The 17,203-nt window shown below is 73.3% G+C and carries 15 protein-coding genes and 1 pseudogene; 7 read left to right on the top strand and 9 right to left on the bottom strand.

Annotated elements, in window-relative coordinates; all coding sequences use genetic code 11:
- Positions 1-176 precede the first annotated feature (176 nt).
- The gene (gene allB, locus TU30_RS03620) at positions 177-1,517 is read right to left on the bottom strand and encodes an allantoinase AllB (protein ID WP_042164782.1); all 1,341 of its coding nucleotides are present in this window, start codon (positions 1,515-1,517) and stop codon (positions 177-179) included.
- A 269-nt stretch (positions 1,518-1,786) separates the two neighbouring features.
- Between allB and TU30_RS03615 the strand changes: the two genes are divergently transcribed.
- A complete protein-coding gene (locus TU30_RS03615; protein WP_042164401.1) occupies positions 1,787-2,593 on the top strand; it encodes an IclR family transcriptional regulator in 807 nt (268 codons plus the stop codon).
- Positions 2,594-2,677: 84 nt separating this feature from the next.
- Here TU30_RS03615 and TU30_RS03610 read toward each other — a convergent pair whose 3' ends face one another.
- The gene (locus tag TU30_RS03610; RefSeq protein WP_176726139.1) at positions 2,678-2,938 is read right to left on the bottom strand and encodes a DUF5955 family protein; all 261 of its coding nucleotides are present in this window, start codon (positions 2,936-2,938) and stop codon (positions 2,678-2,680) included.
- A gap of 376 nt (positions 2,939-3,314) precedes the next feature.
- On the opposite strand from TU30_RS03610, the gene TU30_RS03605 reads away from it, so the two are divergent.
- Positions 3,315-3,968 (top strand): NTP transferase domain-containing protein, encoded by a 654-nt coding sequence (locus tag TU30_RS03605; protein ID WP_042164397.1) that lies wholly within the window; start codon positions 3,315-3,317, stop codon positions 3,966-3,968.
- Positions 3,969-4,161: 193 nt separating this feature from the next.
- Positions 4,162-5,787, top strand: coding sequence for a malate synthase A (gene aceB / locus TU30_RS03600; RefSeq protein WP_042164395.1), 1,626 nt, complete (start codon positions 4,162-4,164; stop codon positions 5,785-5,787).
- Positions 5,788-5,862: 75 nt separating this feature from the next.
- Here the strand turns inward: aceB and TU30_RS03595 are convergent, their stop codons facing one another.
- From TU30_RS03595 to TU30_RS03585, 3 genes are all read right to left on the bottom strand, one after another.
- Positions 5,863-6,774, bottom strand: a complete 912-nt coding sequence (locus tag TU30_RS03595) for a HipA family kinase (RefSeq protein ID WP_042164394.1) — start codon at positions 6,772-6,774, stop codon at positions 5,863-5,865.
- Between the two features lie 146 nt (positions 6,775-6,920).
- The gene (locus TU30_RS03590; RefSeq protein ID WP_042164392.1) at positions 6,921-7,946 is read right to left on the bottom strand and encodes a hemolysin family protein; all 1,026 of its coding nucleotides are present in this window, start codon (positions 7,944-7,946) and stop codon (positions 6,921-6,923) included.
- Positions 7,943-9,277 (bottom strand): hemolysin family protein, encoded by a 1,335-nt coding sequence (locus TU30_RS03585; protein ID WP_042164390.1) that lies wholly within the window; start codon positions 9,275-9,277, stop codon positions 7,943-7,945. The genes TU30_RS03590 and TU30_RS03585 overlap by 4 nt, the downstream gene beginning before the upstream one ends.
- A gap of 405 nt (positions 9,278-9,682) precedes the next feature.
- On the opposite strand from TU30_RS03585, the gene TU30_RS03580 reads away from it, so the two are divergent.
- A complete protein-coding gene (locus TU30_RS03580; protein WP_042164389.1) occupies positions 9,683-9,901 on the top strand; it encodes a hypothetical protein in 219 nt (72 codons plus the stop codon).
- 94 nt (positions 9,902-9,995) lie between these two features.
- On the opposite strand, the gene TU30_RS03575 is transcribed toward TU30_RS03580, so the two are convergent.
- The 3 genes and pseudogenes from TU30_RS03575 to TU30_RS03570 form a co-directional block, all read right to left on the bottom strand.
- Complete coding sequence (locus TU30_RS03575; protein WP_042164387.1) at positions 9,996-10,562, bottom strand: DUF4383 domain-containing protein; 567 nt, start codon at positions 10,560-10,562, stop codon at positions 9,996-9,998.
- A 159-nt stretch (positions 10,563-10,721) separates the two neighbouring features.
- A pseudogene (locus tag TU30_RS36830) lies at positions 10,722-10,832 on the bottom strand (PPOX class F420-dependent oxidoreductase); the annotation flags it as partial.
- A gap of 64 nt (positions 10,833-10,896) precedes the next feature.
- The gene (locus tag TU30_RS03570; RefSeq protein ID WP_042164385.1) at positions 10,897-12,528 is read right to left on the bottom strand and encodes an IucA/IucC family protein; all 1,632 of its coding nucleotides are present in this window, start codon (positions 12,526-12,528) and stop codon (positions 10,897-10,899) included.
- Positions 12,529-12,634: 106 nt separating this feature from the next.
- Here TU30_RS03570 and TU30_RS03565 point away from each other — a divergent pair, with 106 nt between their 5' ends.
- From TU30_RS03565 to TU30_RS03555, 3 genes are read left to right on the top strand one after another with little or no spacing between them, the layout of a single operon-like run.
- Complete coding sequence (locus tag TU30_RS03565; RefSeq protein ID WP_078878086.1) at positions 12,635-14,215, top strand: IucA/IucC family protein; 1,581 nt, start codon at positions 12,635-12,637, stop codon at positions 14,213-14,215.
- Positions 14,216-14,224: 9 nt separating this feature from the next.
- A complete protein-coding gene (locus tag TU30_RS03560) occupies positions 14,225-15,508 on the top strand; it encodes a VWA domain-containing protein (protein ID WP_042164384.1) in 1,284 nt (427 codons plus the stop codon).
- Positions 15,508-16,344 (top strand): hypothetical protein, encoded by an 837-nt coding sequence (locus tag TU30_RS03555; RefSeq protein ID WP_042164382.1) that lies wholly within the window; start codon positions 15,508-15,510, stop codon positions 16,342-16,344. The genes TU30_RS03560 and TU30_RS03555 overlap by 1 nt, the downstream gene beginning before the upstream one ends.
- A gap of 86 nt (positions 16,345-16,430) precedes the next feature.
- Here the strand turns inward: TU30_RS03555 and TU30_RS03550 are convergent, their stop codons facing one another.
- Complete coding sequence (locus tag TU30_RS03550) at positions 16,431-17,126, bottom strand: helix-turn-helix domain-containing protein (protein ID WP_042164380.1); 696 nt, start codon at positions 17,124-17,126, stop codon at positions 16,431-16,433.
- Positions 17,127-17,203 lie beyond the last annotated feature (77 nt).

Below are 17,203 nucleotides of genomic sequence, written 5' to 3'. Positions count from 1 at the left end.
CGGGGTCGGGGATCGGAAGCCGAGGGCCAGGGGTCGGGGGTCGGTAGCCGGTAGTCGGTAGCCGGAGGCCAGAGGCCGGGAATCGGAGGCCGGGGGGTCGGAGGCCGGAGGCCGGTAGCCGGAGGCCAGAGGCCGGGAATCGGAGGCCGGGGGACGGAGGCCGGGGGACACCCGGGTCAGGGGACGCGGGTCAGCAGCCGGCCCTGCGGTGCGGTGAACTCGCCGTCGGCCATGATGCGCCGGCCGCGCAGCCAGGTGGACTTCACGACACCGTGCAGGGTCCTGCCCGCGTACGCCGTCACGCGGTTGCGGTGCTGGAGCCCCGCCGGGTCGACGGTGAAGGTGTCGTCGGGGGCCAGGACGGCGAAGTCGGCGTCGCGGCCGGGCGCGATGGCGCCCTTGCGGTCGTCGAGGCCGGCGAGTCCCGCCGTACGCGCCGACATCCAGCGCACGACGTCCTCCAGGCCGTGTCCCCGTTCGCGGGCCTCGGTCCAGACGGCGGGCAGGCTGAGCTGGAGGCCGGAGATGCCGCCCCATGCGGTGGCGAAGTCGGCCGTCTTGAGGTCGGCGGTGGACGGGGAGTGGTCGGTGACCACGCAGTCGATGACGCCGTCCGCCAGCGCCTGCCAGAGCGGCCCCTGGTTGGCGGCTTCGCGGATGGGCGGGCAGCACTTGAACTCGCTGGCGCCGTCCGGGACCTCCTCGGCGGTGAGGGTCAGGTAGTGGGGGCAGGTCTCGACGGTGACGCGCACCCCGTCGGACTTGGCCTCCGCGATCAGCGGCAGCGCGTCGCTGGAGGACAGGTGCAGGATGTGCACGCGCGCGTCGAGGCGTTTCGCCTGCGCCAGGAGCCGGGCGATGGCGGTGTCCTCGGCCTGGCTCGGGCGGGAGGCGAGGAAGTCGGCGTATTTCGGGCCGCCGTGCCGGGGGGCCGCGTCGAGGCGGCCGGGGTCCTCGGCGTGCACGATCAGCAGCCCGTCGAAGGCGGCGGTCTCCGCCAGGGTGCGGGCCAGCTGGTCCTGTCCGAGGTGCGGGAACTCGTCGACGCCGGACGGCGACAGGAACGCCTTGAAGCCGAGGACGCCGGCCTCGTGCAGCGGGCGCAGGTCCTCGACGTTGCCGGGCAGGGCGCCGCCCCAGAAGCCGACGTCGACATGGGTCCGGCCGGCGGCGGCCTGCCGCTTGGTACGCAGATGGCCGGTTGTCGTCGTCGGCGGGAGGGAGTTGAGCGGCATGTCGACGAGCGTGGTGACGCCCCCGGCCGCCGCCGCGCGGGTGGCGGTCCAGAAGCCCTCCCACTCGCTGCGGCCCGGGTCGTTGACGTGCACGTGGGTGTCGACCAGGCCGGGCAGCAGGACGTCGTCGCCGAGGTCCGTCAGGCGGGCCGCCCCGGGGACGGGTGCCTCGTACGGCAGGACGGCCGCGATCGTGCCGCCGGCCACGGCGACCGACGCGGCGCGCGTCCCCTCGGGAGTGATGACGCGCGTCGAGCGCAGTACCAGTTCGACGTCGGACACCCGCACCCTCCCGAGCCTCCGTGGCTGAGTCTCCGCGGCCACTGTTTCAACGTTCTGTTGAAGGAGTGTTCACTCCCGCTTCGACGCCGTCAAGGGCACACCGCCCGCACGGGTACCGACGGTCGACCTCTGGACTGTCCCATGAAGCGGAATTAACGTTTTGTTGACCGGAATGCGTGAATGCGGGGGATGCGTGAACGCGCAGACAGGCAGTCGGTCGACCGCCGGGTAGGCTTCGGCCCTTCCCGCCAGCCCGAAAGGAACGCGCCGTGCCGACGTCCAGCGCCCGCACCCACGACTCCGCCCGGTCCGCCCCGGGCGGCGGCGTGCAGTCCCTCGAGCGCGCCTTCGACCTTCTCGAGCGGATGGCGGACGCGGGCGGCGAGGTCGGCCTCAGCGAACTGTCGTCGAGCAGCGGGCTGCCCCTGCCGACCATCCACCGCCTGATGCGCACCCTGGTCACGTGCGGTTACGTACGCCAGCAGCCCAACCGCCGGTACGCGCTCGGCCCGCGCCTGATCCGGCTCGGCGAGTCCTCCTCCCGGCTGCTGGGCACCTGGGCGCGCCCGCACCTGGCCCGCCTGGTGGAGGAGACCGGCGAGACGGCCAACATGGCACTGCTCGACGGGGACGAGGTCGTGTACGTCGCGCAGGTGCCGTCCAAGCACTCCATGCGGATGTTCACCGAGGTCGGCCGCCGCGTCCTGCCGCACTCCACCGGCGTCGGCAAGGCCCTGCTGGCCGGCTTCCCGCCCCAGGACGTGCGGGCCCTGCTCGCCCGTACCGGGATGCCCGCGGCGACGGACAGGACCATCACCACACCGGAGGGCTTCCTGGCCGCGCTCGAGGAGGTGCGCCGCCAGGGCTACGCCGTCGACGACAACGAGCAGGAGATCGGCGTGCGCTGCCTCGCCGTCTCCGTGCCCGACTCCCCCACCCCGGCCGCCCTCTCGATCTCCGGTCCCGCGGGACGGGTCACGGAGGCGGCGACGGAGCGGATCGTGCCGGTGCTCCAGCAGGTGGCGACGGAACTCTCCGAGGTGCTCACCACCCCGGGCGGCGGCCCGGCGGTCTGACCCGGCCCGGCTCGAACCGGTCGCCCACCGCGACCACGGCGCCCGCGCACGCCCCCTTCCGAGAGGCGTGCGCACAGGCGTGCGTCAAGCCCGGGGTGGCGGCCCGAACAGATCCACCGCGTCCCGCACTTCGCCGAGCCCCCGCCCCAGCGCGCTCACCGAGCCGATCGCGCCGGCGATCAGCAGCAGGGAACGGCGTAACCGGGGAATCTCGGGACGGCCGCCGGCCGCGAGGGCGTCCAGTGCGGCGAGTTCGTCCTCCGCGATGCCCCGGTCGGGGAACTCCGCCGGATGGGCTGCCAGTTGACGGCGCAGCCGGGCCACGGCGGAGCGCAGCTCCGTCACCCGTGGATCGTCCTCTCGACTGCCGGCCGCATGCCGCTGCTCTACGCTCCGCACCCCAGCCCTCCCCCTCGCACGCGGTGGTGCGCCTCCCCGTCGGCCCCACCGCCCCGTCGCCCGGTGCGCGCCAGTAAACGCCACCCCACCCCCTCCGCGCCAGTCCGCTACGTCATCGTCCTGCTCCACAGCGTGACACCGCCGGCCGGATGCGCCCCCTCCCCGCTCCCCGCATCCGTCCCGTTTCCACCCCCTTCTTCCCTCTTCCTCCCTGCCGTCCACCCCGCCCCCTCCCCTGCACCCGTCGCGCCGCCCCGCGCCACCCACCGTGTCCCTCCGGTGTCCGGCGGTGGTCCGCGGGGCGTTGAGGTATGCAGAAACCATGACGACACGTCGGACGAGCCCGGACTCGGGACGGGCCACGGGACAGGTGGCGGGGCTGCTGCTCGCGGCGGGGGGCGGCCGGCGGCTGGGCGGCCGCCCCAAGGCGCTGCTGACGCACCGGGGACGGCCACTGGTGGAACACGCGGTACGGGCGTTGCGCGCGGGCGGCTGCGAGCGCGTGCACGTGGTGCTCGGCGCACGGGCGGACGAGGTACGCGCACGCGCCGAGCTGGCGGACTGCGTGCTCGTCGACAACCCGGACTGGGAGCAGGGCATGGGCTCGTCCCTGCGGGCCGGGCTCGCCTCGCTGGCCGGTACGCAGGTGCGGGCCGCCCTGGTCCTGCTGGTCGACCAGCCCGGCATCGGTCCGCAGGCGGTCGCGCGGGTACTCGCCGCGCACGCGGCACGGGAGGCACGCGACGCTCCCCTCCAGGACGCCGCCCTGCTCTCGGCGGCCTATGCCGGCGTGCGCGGCCACCCCGTCCTGTTCGGGGCCGCGCACTGGGCCGGCGTGGCCGCGGCCGCGACCGGCGACCGGGGGGCACGCGCCTACCTGAAGGAGCACGCGGACGCGATCTCCCTCGTCGAGTGCGGGGACGTGGCCGAGGCCTACGACATCGACACGGAGGGGGATCTGGGTCACCTCGAGTGAGCGGCTGCCACCTGCCCGGCCCGGGGCGCCCCGGCATCGGCAAACCATTGAAGTTCCACGATAAGGAAACTAATATCCATCACCCTGTCCGCACGTCGGAGCGCCCTTCGGCCCCGCCCCTCCCCCGGGCGCTCCCCGCCGCACCCGGGCCGACCGGCGCCCGGTGCCTGCCCGCCGAAGGAAGTGACAGCTGATGTCCGCACCAGCGCCGCACCCGCCGGCCGTCGTCGACGCCGAGCCCCTGCCCCGGCAGGAGGAGGTCCTCACCGAGGCGGCCCTCGCCTTCGTGGCCGAGCTGCACCGGCGGTTCACGCCTCGGCGGGACGAACTCCTCGCCCGCCGCACGGAGCGCCGTGCCGAGATCGCCCGTACGGGCACGCTCGACTTCCTCCCCGGGACGGCCGCCGTCCGCGCGGACGACTCCTGGAAGGTGGCTCCGGCCCCCGAGGCCCTGAACGACCGCCGGGTCGAGATCACCGGCCCCACCGACCGCAGGATGACCGTCAACGCCCTCAACTCGGGCGCGAAGGTGTGGCTCGCGGACTTCGAGGACGCCTCCGCGCCCACCTGGGAGAACGTGGTCCTCGGCCAGCTCAACCTGATCGACGCCTACGCCCGGACCATCGACTTCACCGACGCGTCGTCCGGCAGGTCCTACGCCCTGCGCCCGGACGGGGAACTGGCGACGGTCGTCATGCGCCCGCGCGGCTGGCACCTGGACGAGCGCCACCTCACCGACATCGACGGCACCCGGGTGCCCGGTGCCCTGGTCGACTTCGGGCTGTACTTCTTCCACAACGCCCGGCGTCTGATCGACCTCGGCAAGGGCCCGTACTTCTACCTCCCGAAGACGGAGTCCCACCTCGAAGCCCGCCTGTGGAACGACGTGTTCGTCTTCGCACAGGACTGTGCGGGCATCCCCCGGGGCACCGTGCGCGCCACCGTCCTCATCGAGACGATCACGGCCGCGTACGAGATGGAGGAGATCCTCTACGAACTGCGCGACCACGCCTCCGGGCTGAACGCCGGGCGCTGGGACTACCTGTTCTCCATCGTCAAGAACTTCCGTGACGGCGGCGCGAGGTTCGTCCTGCCGGACCGCAACGCGGTCACCATGACGGCACCGTTCATGCGGGCGTACACCGAACTCCTCGTGCGCACCTGCCACAGGCGGGGCGCACACGCGATCGGCGGCATGGCGGCCTTCATCCCGTCCCGCCGGGATCCGGAGGTCAACAAGGTCGCGTTCGAGAAGGTGCGCGCCGACAAGGACCGTGAGGCGAACGACGGGTTCGACGGCTCCTGGGTCGCCCACCCGGACCTGGTCCCGATCGCCCTGGAGTCCTTCGACCGGGTGCTCGGCGACCGGCCGAACCAGAAGGACCGGCTGCGCGAGGACGTCGACGTCAGGGCCGCCGACCTGATCGCGATCGATTCCCTGGAGGCGACGCCGACGTACGCGGGTCTGGTCAACGCCGTGCAGGTGGGCGTCCGTTACATCGAGGCATGGCTGCGCGGCCTCGGCGCGGTGGCCATCTTCAACCTGATGGAGGACGCGGCCACCGCCGAGATCTCCCGGTCGCAGATCTGGCAGTGGATCAACGCCGGTGTCGTCCTCGACAACGGCGAGCCGGTCACCGCGGAGCTGGTCCGCGGGGTCGCGGCCGCAGAGCTGTCGGACATCCGCGCAGAGCTGGGCGAGGAGGCCTTCGCGGCGGGCCACTGGCAGCAGGCCCACGACCTGCTGCTGACGGTCGCCCTGGACGAGGACTACGCCGACTTCCTCACCCTGCCGGCCTACGAGCACCTCAAGGGCTGACACGTACGGCACCCGCCCGGTGACCGAGGGCCCGGGGCACGCCCCGCCGCAGCGGGGCGTGCCCCGGGCCCTCGGTCACCCCAGGTGCGCCGACCGGTCCTGCTCCGCCGCGGGCCTGCCGTGCAGATCGGGAACGTTCTTGAGCCAGGCCGGGCGTCCCTGCCGGGAGCGGGCGGCACGGCGGGCGTTCTCCGCGGCCAGTTCCTCCGCACCGGGAAAGTCGGTCGGCAGCCAGGCCGCCGAGGCCCGTACCCGCGCCCCCAGATACCTCACGTACGCCTCGCGGGCCGCGCCGGGCGTCGCGAAGTCGGGGTCACCGGCGAGCCAGGCGTCAGGGACCCCGGCCGTGAGGGAACGCAGCAGTTCCTCGGTCACCCGGGGTGCGAGCTCGGCGTCGGCGGCGCGGACGTCGGGCCCGTGGCCGCCGAGGGCATGGTGGCGGAAGTCGTACGCCTTCGCCGGGTCGGAGGCGTCCCAGCGGTGATGGAAGACGAGCGCGGCCCCGTGGTCGATGAGCCACAGCCGGGGCTCCGCGACGCCGAGCGTCGGCCAGACCATCAGGTTGGAGGAGTGCACGGTCCGGTCCACGTTCACCGTGAGGGCGTCGAGCCAGACGATCCGCCCGGCCTCCACCGGGTCGACGGGAAACGCCTCGGCGACCTCGGGGGTGAAGTCCCGCGCCCCCGGCAGGTAGTCCATGCCGAGGTTGGTCCCGGCACTGGCCTCGTGCAGCTCCCGCACCTCCTGGTGCGGCTCGCTGCCGGCGATCACCGGATCGAAGTCCACCAGCACCAGCTCCGGGAACCGCAGTCCCAGCGCACGTGCCAGCTCCCCGACGATCACCTCGGCCACCAGCGCCTTGCGCCCCTGCGCGGACCCCGTGAACTTCACGACGTACGTCCCGCAGTCGTCGGCCTCGACGATGCCGGGGACGGAGCCGCCGGAGTGCAGGGGGGCGATGTAGCGGGTCGCGGTCACCTTCCTCATCGTGTTCCCGGGCCGCTCGACCCGACAGCCTCATGATCCATGGAAAACTCCCGGCGCTCGGCCAGCATCGGTCCTGGTGCCTTCGGTAGGAAGTGAGCATGGTAACCGAGCGTCACGTCCGGCGACCGGGCCGGGGCGGGGCGGGGTCACGGGGCGGCCGGAGCCGCCGGTCCGACCAGCTCCGACAGGACGTCCTCCATCGTGACGACGCCGATCACCTTGTCGCCCTCGCCGAGGACGGCGGCGAGGTGACTGCCGTCGGCGCGCAGGGCGGTGAGGGTGTCGTCCAGCGGTGTGTCGATGCGGACCCGGGTGACCGGGTGGAACGCACCGCGCGGGAAGGGCCGGTCGCGGTCGGTGGGGCCGAGGGTGTCCTTGATGTGCAGGTACCCCAGGAGACCGCCGTCCTGGCCCGTGACCGGGAACCGGGAGTAGCCCGCCTCCGCCGCCACCCGCTCCAGCCGCGCCGGGGTGATGGTGTGCTCGACGGTGTGCATCCGCCGGGCCGGGACGAGGATCTCGCCCACCGGCCGGGTGCCCAGCTCCAGCGCGTCGCGCAGCCGTTCGCCGTCGGCGGGTGAGAGCAGGCCGGCCTCGCTGGAGTCGACGACCATGCGGGCCAGCTGGTCGTCGGTGAAGACGGACGCGACCTCGTCCTTCGGTTCGACGCGCAGCAGTTTCAGCAGGACGTTGGCGAAGGCGTTGATGCCGAAGACGACCGGCTTGAGCGCCCGGGTGAGGGCCACCAGCGGCGGCCCCAGCAGCAGCGCGGTGGCGGCCGGGGCGGCCAGCGCGATGTTCTTCGGGACCATCTCGCCGATCAGCATGTGCAGGTACGTCGCCAGGCCGAGCGCGATGACGAACGCGATCGGGTGCACCAGGCCGTCCGGTATGCGGGCCGCCTCGAAGCCGGGCTCGAGCAGGTGCGCGATGGCCGGTTCGGCGACCGCGCCCAGTACCAGCGAGGACGCGGTGATGCCGAGCTGGGCGGTGGCCATCATCGGGGACAGGTGTTCCAGACCCCACAGGGTCATCCGCGCCCGTTTGTTGCCCGCGTGGGCGCGGGGCTCGATCTGACTGCGGCGCACCGAGATCAGGGCGAACTCGGCGCCGACGAAGAAGGCGTTGACCAGCACCATCAGGACGCCGATGGCGAGCTGGAGGGCGGTCATCGGGACTCCTCCCGCGGCCGCGCCGGGACGCGGACCGGTTGGGTGATGCGGACCCGGTCGGCGCGGTGGTGCTCCAGCTCCAGGACGTCCAGCCGCCAGCCGTCGAGGTCGAGGGCGTCGCCCTCGGCGGGGATACGGGCCAGGCGGGTGGCGATCAGCCCGGCCACGGTCTCGTAGGGACCCTCGGGCGGGGTGAGCCCTATGCCGGCCAGCTGGTCGATGCGTACGCTGCCGTCCGCCTCCCACACCGCACGGCCGTCCCCGGTGGCGGGCGCGGGCACCAGGTCGGGTGTCTCGAAGGGGTCGTGCTCGTCGCGTACCTCGCCCACGACCTCCTCGACGATGTCCTCGACCGTCGCCACGCCCGCCGTACCGCCGTACTCGTCGATGACCACGGCCATGGTGCGGGTCACCCGGAGCCGTTCCAGCAGCCGGTCGGCCGTGAGGCTGTCGGGCACCAGCAGGGGCGCGGTGGCCAGCTCGGTGACCGGCGTGACGGCGCGCCGCTCCGGTTCCAGGGCGAGGACGTCGCGGATGTGGACGGTGCCGACGACCTCGTCCAGGCTGTTGCGGTAGACGGGGAAGCGGGAGAGACCGGTGGCGTGGGTGAGGTTGGCGGCGTCCGCGGCCGTGGCGTGCACCTCCAGTGCCTTGACGTCGACGCGCGGTGTCATCACGTTCTCCGCGGTCAGCTCACTCAGGTGGAGCGTACGGACGAACAGCTCGGCCGCGTCCTCCTCCAGTGCCCCCTCGGCGGCCGAATGCCGGGCGAGCGCGACCAGTTCCTCGGAGCTGCGGGCGGAGGCCAGCTCCTCGGTGGGCTCCATCCCGATGCGGCGTACGACACGGTTCGCGGTGCTGTTCAGGTGCCGGATGAACGGACCGAACGCGGCGGTGAAGCCGCGCTGCGGTCCGGCCACCACCTTGGCGACCGCCAGCGGCCGGGAGATCGCCCAGTTCTTGGGCACCAGCTCGCCGACGACCATCAGCACGACGGTGGACACCCCCACGCCGAGCACGGTCGCCACCGGCGAGGCGGCGGCGCCCAGACCGATCTCCCGGAGCGGACCGCGCAGCAGCGCCGCGAGCGAAGGCTCGGCGAGCATGCCGATCACCAGGGAGGTCACGGTGATGCCGAGCTGGGCGCCCGACAGCTGGAGGGTCAGGCTGCGTACGGCCTTCAGCGCGCCCTCCGCGCCGCGCTCGCCGGCCTCACCGGCGCGTTCCAGATCGCTCCGCTCGACTGTGGTCAGGGAGAACTCGGCCGCGACGAACACCGCGCAGGCCAGGGTCAGCAGGAGGGCCAGCAGAAGCAACAGGACCTCGGTCATCGCGCCTCCCCCGGTGCCGCGCTCACGGACGGCGGACGGGGCAGGGCACGGGCGGTGCCAGGGGGCTCACCCATCAGGGGAACGCCGCTCCTTCTCACAGCGCGCGGACCACCCGTGACGACGGTGGCCGGAAGCAGGCTTGTCCGCCTCTCACTCCACTGTAAAGGAGGTGCAAAAAAGCCGCCCGGCGCCTTCCCCGGCCCGCGGGCGGGACACCGAGCGGCGCCGAGGGACGACGGCAGGCGGCCGGGGCACGAAGTCGGCCAGCCCAAGAGCCCGGTTTCGGCCTTTCTTGGCACGCCCGCCCGGAGCAGGCCCTTTCCCGCACAGACCCGCCCTATGGTTCTACATGTTTGTAGAAGTTCCGCGCGTACAGCGGATCCCACGTTCTGGAGGATGTCACACATGGCTTCGATCGACCTGGACAAGGTGCTGGACAAGGCATGGGCGGACAAGAGCCTGCCCGAGATCATGACCGCCCCGGTGGCCGCGCTGAAGGGGGTCTCCGACCGTGACGGCGAGCTGCTCCAGGAGGCGTTCGGGGTGAAGACCGTGGCGGACCTCGCCGAGCTGAAGTACGTCCGCTGGGCGCAGGCGCTCGCCGCCCTCGACGGGGCCAGGTAACCGGCCCCGAACCGCCGTGGTGCCGCCTGCCCCCCGCAGGGGCGACGGCACCCCCTCGGCGAGGCACGCGCCCCGCGCCGGCTCGTCCACGGCGTCACCGGAGCGAGGTGCGTCCGCCCCGGGGGTCCCGGCTCCCGGCCCGGGGCAGTGACTGCTGCCCCGCGTCCCGCGGTGCGGCAGCCTGCGCCTCCCGGGCCGCCCGGTCGGAGTGCCTGCGCTGCCAGTAGGGGTTGTCGTGGGACAGCTTGCTGGAGACCCGGCCGTACATGCCGAACGTCGCGATGAGCAGCCCCATGACGTAGCTGAAGATCACGTTGCTCATGCCGAAGTCCAGGATGTTGGCGGGGCGGCCCAGCACGAAGGTGTGGGCGAAGCCGCTCAGCACGAACAGCCCGCCCACCGTCATGTTGAGGGTGGAGGCGAAGTTGCCGCCGATGGCGGCGCCGACGAGCAGCGCCAGCCCCACCACGGTGGAGATGACACTGAGCGCGACGTTGCTGGTCATGCCGGCGATCGTGTTTCCCGACGTGCTGAAGGGACTGAGCGCGTCGGCGAAGCCGAGCCCGGCGAAGGCGAGCAGGACGAGGCCGCAGAAGGCGGCACCGTAGCGGTAGACGGTCGCCAGGTGGTGGTCGACTGGAAGTTCGTCTTGCAGCTTCATGTCCGCTTTTCGACGGTAACCGTCCTGCTGGATGCAGATCGTTCAGATTTTCCGCTTTTGGTCTCGGAGCCCTCGGCCCGGAACAGCTCGGGGACGGCCTGCTCGTCGGCCGTACCGCCGACGCGGCGCGAGGGCCGGTTTCCCCGGCCCGTCCGCCTGTCCGGTGATGTCGAGCGCCGTCCCGTACAGCCGCTCCGCCTTCAGGCGGACGACCACCCGGCGTTCGGCGGCCAGTTGCTCCAGGAACGCGGCCTCGTCCTGTGGCTTCGCGGCATGCGCGTCCGGTCGGGCGCAGGGAAAGGACCCCTTGCGCCGGCGTACGAACCGCCGGCGCCTACGGCTCCGCCAGGGGGTTGGGGACCGGCACGTAGCGGGCCGAGGCTCCGTCGGCGTGGGTCCAGCGCAGCAGGAGGTTGGTTTTGGCGGGGAGGGTGGGGGCGGTGAGGAGGGCCCGGGTCTCCGGGAGTAGGTGGCGGGAGAGTTCCCGGCGGGCCGCGGGCCACGGGGCGAGGCCCGGGTGGTGTTCGGTCAGGGCGGACGCGATGTCCGTCAGGTGGTTGACGATCAGGCAGTAGACGAGGCGCTCCCAGCCCGCTTCCCTCGTCACCTCCGGGAGCAGTTTCACGCCTTCCGCGTCCCGGTACAGGGCCTGTACGGGCATGCCGTCGGTGCCGACGGCGATCAGGGTGTTCTGCAGGTGGGCCTCGACCACGACGCCGTGCCGGGCGAAGGCCCGCAGCACCGGGGGGACGACCTGGGCCAGGTAGGCCTTCCACCAGGCGGCGGGGGTGGGGGTGGTGGCCAGCGGGTTGCCCGCGTAGTCCTCCGGCAGGGCTGCGGCCAGGTGCGGGGTCGTGCCGGGGAGCAGGTGGGCGTGCAGACCGTCGCGGACCAGTACGGCCAGTTCCTCGAAGGCGAAGTCCGCGGTGCGGTAGCCGCGGTCGCTGAGCCAGGCCGCGGGGGCGTCGGCCGTGGCCGAGGCGGCGAAGGCCTCGCTCGTGGCCCGGTCGGTCCTGCTCAGCCTCAGCAGGTCGTGGCGCCACAGACGGCGGACGTCGTTGGTGATGCGCACGTCCAGGCTGAACTTCAGGAACAGGTCCCGCGCGGGCGCGTACACGGTGCGGATCGCGGCGGTGGGCCATACCGGGAACGCGGTCGTGCCCAGCCGGATCAGGCGGCCGTCGGCGAACGCGGGGGCCAGGCTCCCGGCCGTCAGCTCCAGTTGCCAGGGGTGGGCGGGCAGGAGGCGGTAGCCGGGCGGGGCGGTGCCCAGGTGGTCCAGGGACGTCGTGTCGCCCTCCTCCACGACCGTGTCCTCACGCACGCCGAGCAGCGTCAGCGGGAAACGCGCGTACGCCTCCGGTGCGTACGGCAGCCAGCTCGCCGCGGGGCCCGCGCCGCGGGCCTTGGGGGCGGGGTGGTGGGTGTGGCCGGTGAGCAGGGACTGCTCGGAGCGCAGGTAGGGGTCGGCGGGCGGGACGGCGCCTGCCCGTGCGGTGAGCAGCGCGGCCACCGTGTCGCGGCTGTCGGTCATCTCGGCCGCCAGTTCCCGGTTGGGCACGCCGGTGTGCCGGCGCAGCTCCTCGGCGACCAGGTCGACCAGTTCCGGATGGCCGAGGCGGTGCCAGGTGCCGTCCTGCGCGCGGACCTCGGGGGCGGTGGGGCTGCGGCGGGTGCCGTGGACGCGCAGCAGGCGGTGGGTGCCCGGCAGACGGTACGTCCGGGGGGTGCCCGGCAGGCGGTGTGTCCGGGGGGCGCCCGGCTCTCGGCCCCGGCCCCGGTCCGTGTCCTCGTCCCTGTCCTCGTCCTCGCCGTCCGGCAGCGGTTGTGCGACCTCGCGCAGGAGGCAGTTCAGGAGCGGGGCGGCGGCGTACGCGTCGGCGCGGGCGGCCGGCCGGCCGGTTTCGTGGGCGCGGGGTGCCGCGTCGTCGTCTGCGGGTGGGGGCATGAGGTCCACGCGTTCCACTGTTTCCCTACGGTCGGTCCGGACGGAGGCGATCAGTATCTCCGCACGTCCGTCACGGACCGGCCGGTTCGTTCCGCAACGCCTTTCGTACCCGAGGAGCCCGCCTGTGCACCGTCCCTTCGCCGTCGAGACCGAAACCGCCGACGAGTTGGCCGTCGTACGGCCCGCGCTGGTACCCCGGTACGCGGCGGCGCTGCCAGGGGCCCGCGCGGCCGTGCTGACCCGGTTGTGGCGCGGCCTCGCGCACGACCCGCTGCCGTGGGTCGTGCGCCGGGAGCCGGACGGTGACGGGCTCACCCTGCGGCTGGCGGACGGCCGTCGGCTGCGCGGCCCGCGCCCGGACCCGTATGCGACCGCCGCGTACGTCACCGTCGTACGGCTGGACGGGGTGGCGTACGACGATCCCGCGCGGTTGACGGGGGAGCTCGCCGTGCCGCGTTCGGCCGCCTTCGCCGCCGAACTCGCTCACAGTGTGGCTTCGTTGGCGCTGTCCCGGGCGGGGTCTTCGGAGGAGGACGGGGAGGGCGTGGGTGCCTGGGGCGGGAGGTCCGACTGGGAGTGGGAGCAGCGGGTGGTCGACGGTCATCCGTTTCATCCCAACTGCCGTTCCCGCCCAGGTTTTTCGGTGGCCGAGCAGCTGGCGTACGGGCCCGAGCACCGGCCTCTCGTGGAGTTGGGGCTGGTTGCGGTGCCGGCCGGGGACTGTCTGGTGACGGGGAGTTGGCCCCGGTGGCTGCGGGACGGAGGGCGGGTGGTGATCCCGGTGCATCCCTGGCAGGCGGCGCATGTGCTCGAGCGGGAGCCCGCGGAGCGGATGGCGGCGCGTCCGCTGATGGCGCTGCGCACGCTCGCACTGCCCGACGGGCCGCATGTGAAGACGGCGTTGAGCGCGCGGCTGACGTCGTCGGTGCGGGACATCTCGCTCGGTTCGGTCGCCGCGTCCGCGGTGCTGTCGGAGTTCGGGGAGTCGGTGGCGGCGCGGACCGGCGGGCTGTTGCACATCACCCGCACCCTGGGGGCCGCGGCGGCCGGTTCCCCCGATCTGGCGGCCGTGGTGCGCGAGTCGCCGCAGGAGTACGCGGCGGCCGGGGAGCGGGTGGTGCCGGTGGCGGCCCTGGCGGCGACCGGACTGCCCCGCTCCCCGGGCTGGACGGCCCGGTTCGCGCGGCTCGCCCTGACGGTCGGGCTGCAACTCCTCGATGTGGGCGTTGCGTTGGAGGCCCACGGCCAGAACCTGCTGGTGGTGCTGGCGTCGGACGGGGAGCCGGTGCGGCTGGTCTACCGCGATCTGGCCGATCTGCGGATCAGCCCCGCGCGACTCGCCCGCCACGGCGTCCGCGCGCCCGGGCTGCCCGCCCGCATGGTGACGGACGACGAACGGGCTCTGCGGCGCAAGCTGTTCGGTTCGCTGGTGGCGGGCGCGCTGGCCGGCACGACCGGCTCCGGCCCGGCGTTGCGCGCTGCGTTGGAGAGTGCCGTACGGGATCTGCCGCGCACCCCGGACCTCGCGGCACTGTGCGGCGAACCGCTGCCCGCCAAGGCGCTGACGCTGATGCGGCTTTCGCCGGGGACGACCGGGGACGACTGGGCACAACTGCCCAGTCCACTGCTCGATCCCCTTCAGGGCGAGGCCGTGCAGGGCCGGCCCCGGAGCCCCGCTTTGAAACACGGCGTCCCTGATCAATAGGATCCGCCGATGATCAGAAGAAAATGGCCGGCCGCAGGCGTCGGTGTCCTGCTCGCCGCTCTGTCGGCGGGGCTCGCCTTCCCGTCCACGGCGGCCGCCGGTGAACCCACGGGCCGGGACGCTCCCCAGGTCGACCTCGTTCTCGACGTGAGCGGCTCGATGCGGACCCGGGACATCGACGGGCAGTCCCGGATGGCCGCGGCGAAGCAGGCGTTCAACGAGGTGCTGGACGCGACGCCGGAGGAGGTCGAGCTGGGGATCCGCACCCTCGGTGCCGACTACCCCGGCGACGACAGGAAGGAGGGCTGCAAGGACACCGCGCAGCTCTATCCGGTCGGCCCGCTGGACCGCACCGAGGCCAAGACGGCGGTGGCCACGCTGAGCCCGACCGGCTGGACCCCGATCGGCCCCGCCCTGCTGGAGGCGGCCGGCGACTTCAAGGGCGGCGACGGTTCCCGGCGCATCGTGCTGATCAGCGACGGTGAGGACACCTGCGCCCCGCTCGACCCGTGCGAGGTCGCCCGGGAGATCGCGGCCAAGGGGATCGGCCTGACCATCGACACGCTGGGCCTGGTGCCGAACGCCGAACTGAGCCGGCAGCTCAGCTGCATCGCCGAGGCGACCGGCGGCACCTACACCTCGGTCGAGCACCAGGACGAACTCGCCGACCGTGTGAACGAGCTGGTGGACCGCGCGGCCGAGCCGGTGGTGACACCGGTCGCGACCGAGGGCGGCGCCTCGTGCGCGAAGGCGCCGACGCTGGAGTCCGGGCTGTTCACGGACCGTGAGGAGTTCGGGCAGCAGCGCTGGTACCGCGTGGACGTACTGCCGGGCCAGGAACTGCGCGCCTCGGTGAGCGTGGCGGCCGACCGGGCGGTGAACCCCGACTACGGCGTGCTGCTGCGGGCCGTCACGGTGCACAGCCGGGAGATCGTCCGCGGCGAGGCCACGGGCAACGGCCGCACGGACGTCCTGTCCGCCGGCCTGCGCTACCCGAAGCCCGAACGGGACGACGACGGTGGTGACGACGAGGGCAAACCCGCCGCCGAGACGGTGTGCCTGGCGGTGACCCACTCGTTCTCGCCGGGCTCCGGCGTGAAGACCACGCCCGGCCTGCCGCTGGAACTGACCATCGACGTCGTCGACGGCCCGAGCGGGTCGAGCGACGTGGCCTCCTTCGGCCTGGGCCGGGGCTGGTGGCTGCTCGGCGCACTGGTCCTCACGGGCTTCCTCGCCGGTCTCGTCTGGGGCCGGCTGTCACGCTGGCGGCTCGCGGTCTGGAGGACCAGCTGATGCGCATCACCCGCTTCACCCGCTTGTTGGGCGCCGCTCTGCTGGCGTCCGGACTCGCCGCCGCTGCCGTGGCCCCCGCGGCAGCCGACTCCACCCCCTCACCCAGCGCGTCCGAGGACGCCGCCGGGCCGACCCGTGCGGGCACCTCGTTCCGTACCGCGACGGAGTTCGAGCAGGGGCAGACCGCCACGGCGCGTGCCTCCGTCGGCGACTACCTGTACTGGTCGTTCCCGGCGGACGCGGGGCAACGTCCCACCGTCGACGCGACGGTGAAGCTGCCCGAGACGCACGCCGCCGGGACCTGGCGGGTCGACGTGTACGACGGCCTGCGCCGCCGGCAGGCCTGCCAGTACGGCGCCCAGACCCGCACCGCGGCGGCCGACGCGGCCTCCGTGGAGCTGAAGTGCGTGCTGCGCACGGTCCGCGCCTGGGCGGAGCCGTGGGCCGACGACCCGCTGCCGGGCACGTACTACGTCCGGCTCACGGCGGTGAACCTCGCGGCGTCCGACCTGGGCCAGCCGGTGGACGCCGAAGTCCGTGCCGGCTCCAAGGAGATGGGTGGCGCGGCGGCGGTCGACGGCTCGCTCGCGGAGCCGCTGGTGCCGGGTGTCGCACTGCGGAACGAGACCGACGACGGCGAGGAGGGCGACGGGGACGACTCGCCGACCGCCGTGCTGGCCGACCTCGAGCCCGAGGACGGCTGGACCTCCGGCTGGTGGTCCGACCGGTGGGTATGGACCGCGGTGGGCGGTGCGCTGGCCGCCCTGGCCGGAGTCGCCGGCCACCGGCTGACCCGGGGTACGGGACGGCCGTCCCGGGTACCGCCGGGCGCGTGAAACCACGCGGGTGATGTGCCCTCAGGAGGCCCGCCCCGTGCGGGCCTCCTCCCCTTCGACGGCCGTTCTCGCCGTCCCGCTTCCCGTCACGCCTCCCTGAGCGCCTTGGCCAGCGTGCCGTCGCCGCTCACCGCCACCCGTCCGTCCCGTACGGCCTCGGCGACGGTCGACTCGCCGCGGCTGATCGCCGTACAGGTGCCGGTGTCGAGGACCAGGGTGACGTCCGGCACGCCGGGAGCGGGTCCGTCACCGTAGACCGACCCGTTCCCGTGGACCGGTCCGCTCCCGTGAACCGCCTCGTTCCCGGCGCCGACCCGCAGGTGGAACCGCCCTTCCTCCAGGCGGACTTCGACCAGGCCGCCCTCCCCCTCGCCCGTGCCCTCACCGGCGCCCACTCCTTCCAGGGCACGCAGCAGGGGCAGCGCGAACCAGTGCGCCCGTACCGCGTCGGTGGGCCGCCGCTCCCCCAGCGCCGCCTGCCCCCACGCGCCGAGCGCGTGCAGCACGGGCAGCAACCCGCTTCCACGGCTCGTGAGTTCGTACACGTAGGCCGCACCGGGCGGGGGCAGCCGCCGCCGGGTGGCCAGCCCGTCGCGCTCCATGTCCTTCAGTCGCGAGGCCAGTACGTCCGTGCTGACGCCGGGAAGGTCCGCGTGCAGGTCGGTGTAGCGCCGCGGGCCGGCGAGGAGCTCGCGGACGATCAGCAGGGTCCAGCGGTCGCCGACGGCGTCGAGCGCGCGGGCGGCGGAACAGTACTGGTCGTAGCTTCGGCGAGGTGACATGCGACGCAGTGTAGACAAGTTGTTGGACTTTCCAAGCGGTCACTTGGTAAAACCAAGCAGGAAGCACGGGATACCCG

The sequence above is a fragment of the Streptomyces sp. NBRC 110035 genome, assembly GCF_000829695.1.
Taxonomy (GTDB): Bacteria; Actinomycetota; Actinomycetes; order Streptomycetales; family Streptomycetaceae; genus Streptomyces.
The sequence above is the reverse complement of the archived record's forward strand: the minus strand, read 5'-3'. Positions and strand labels throughout refer to the sequence as shown.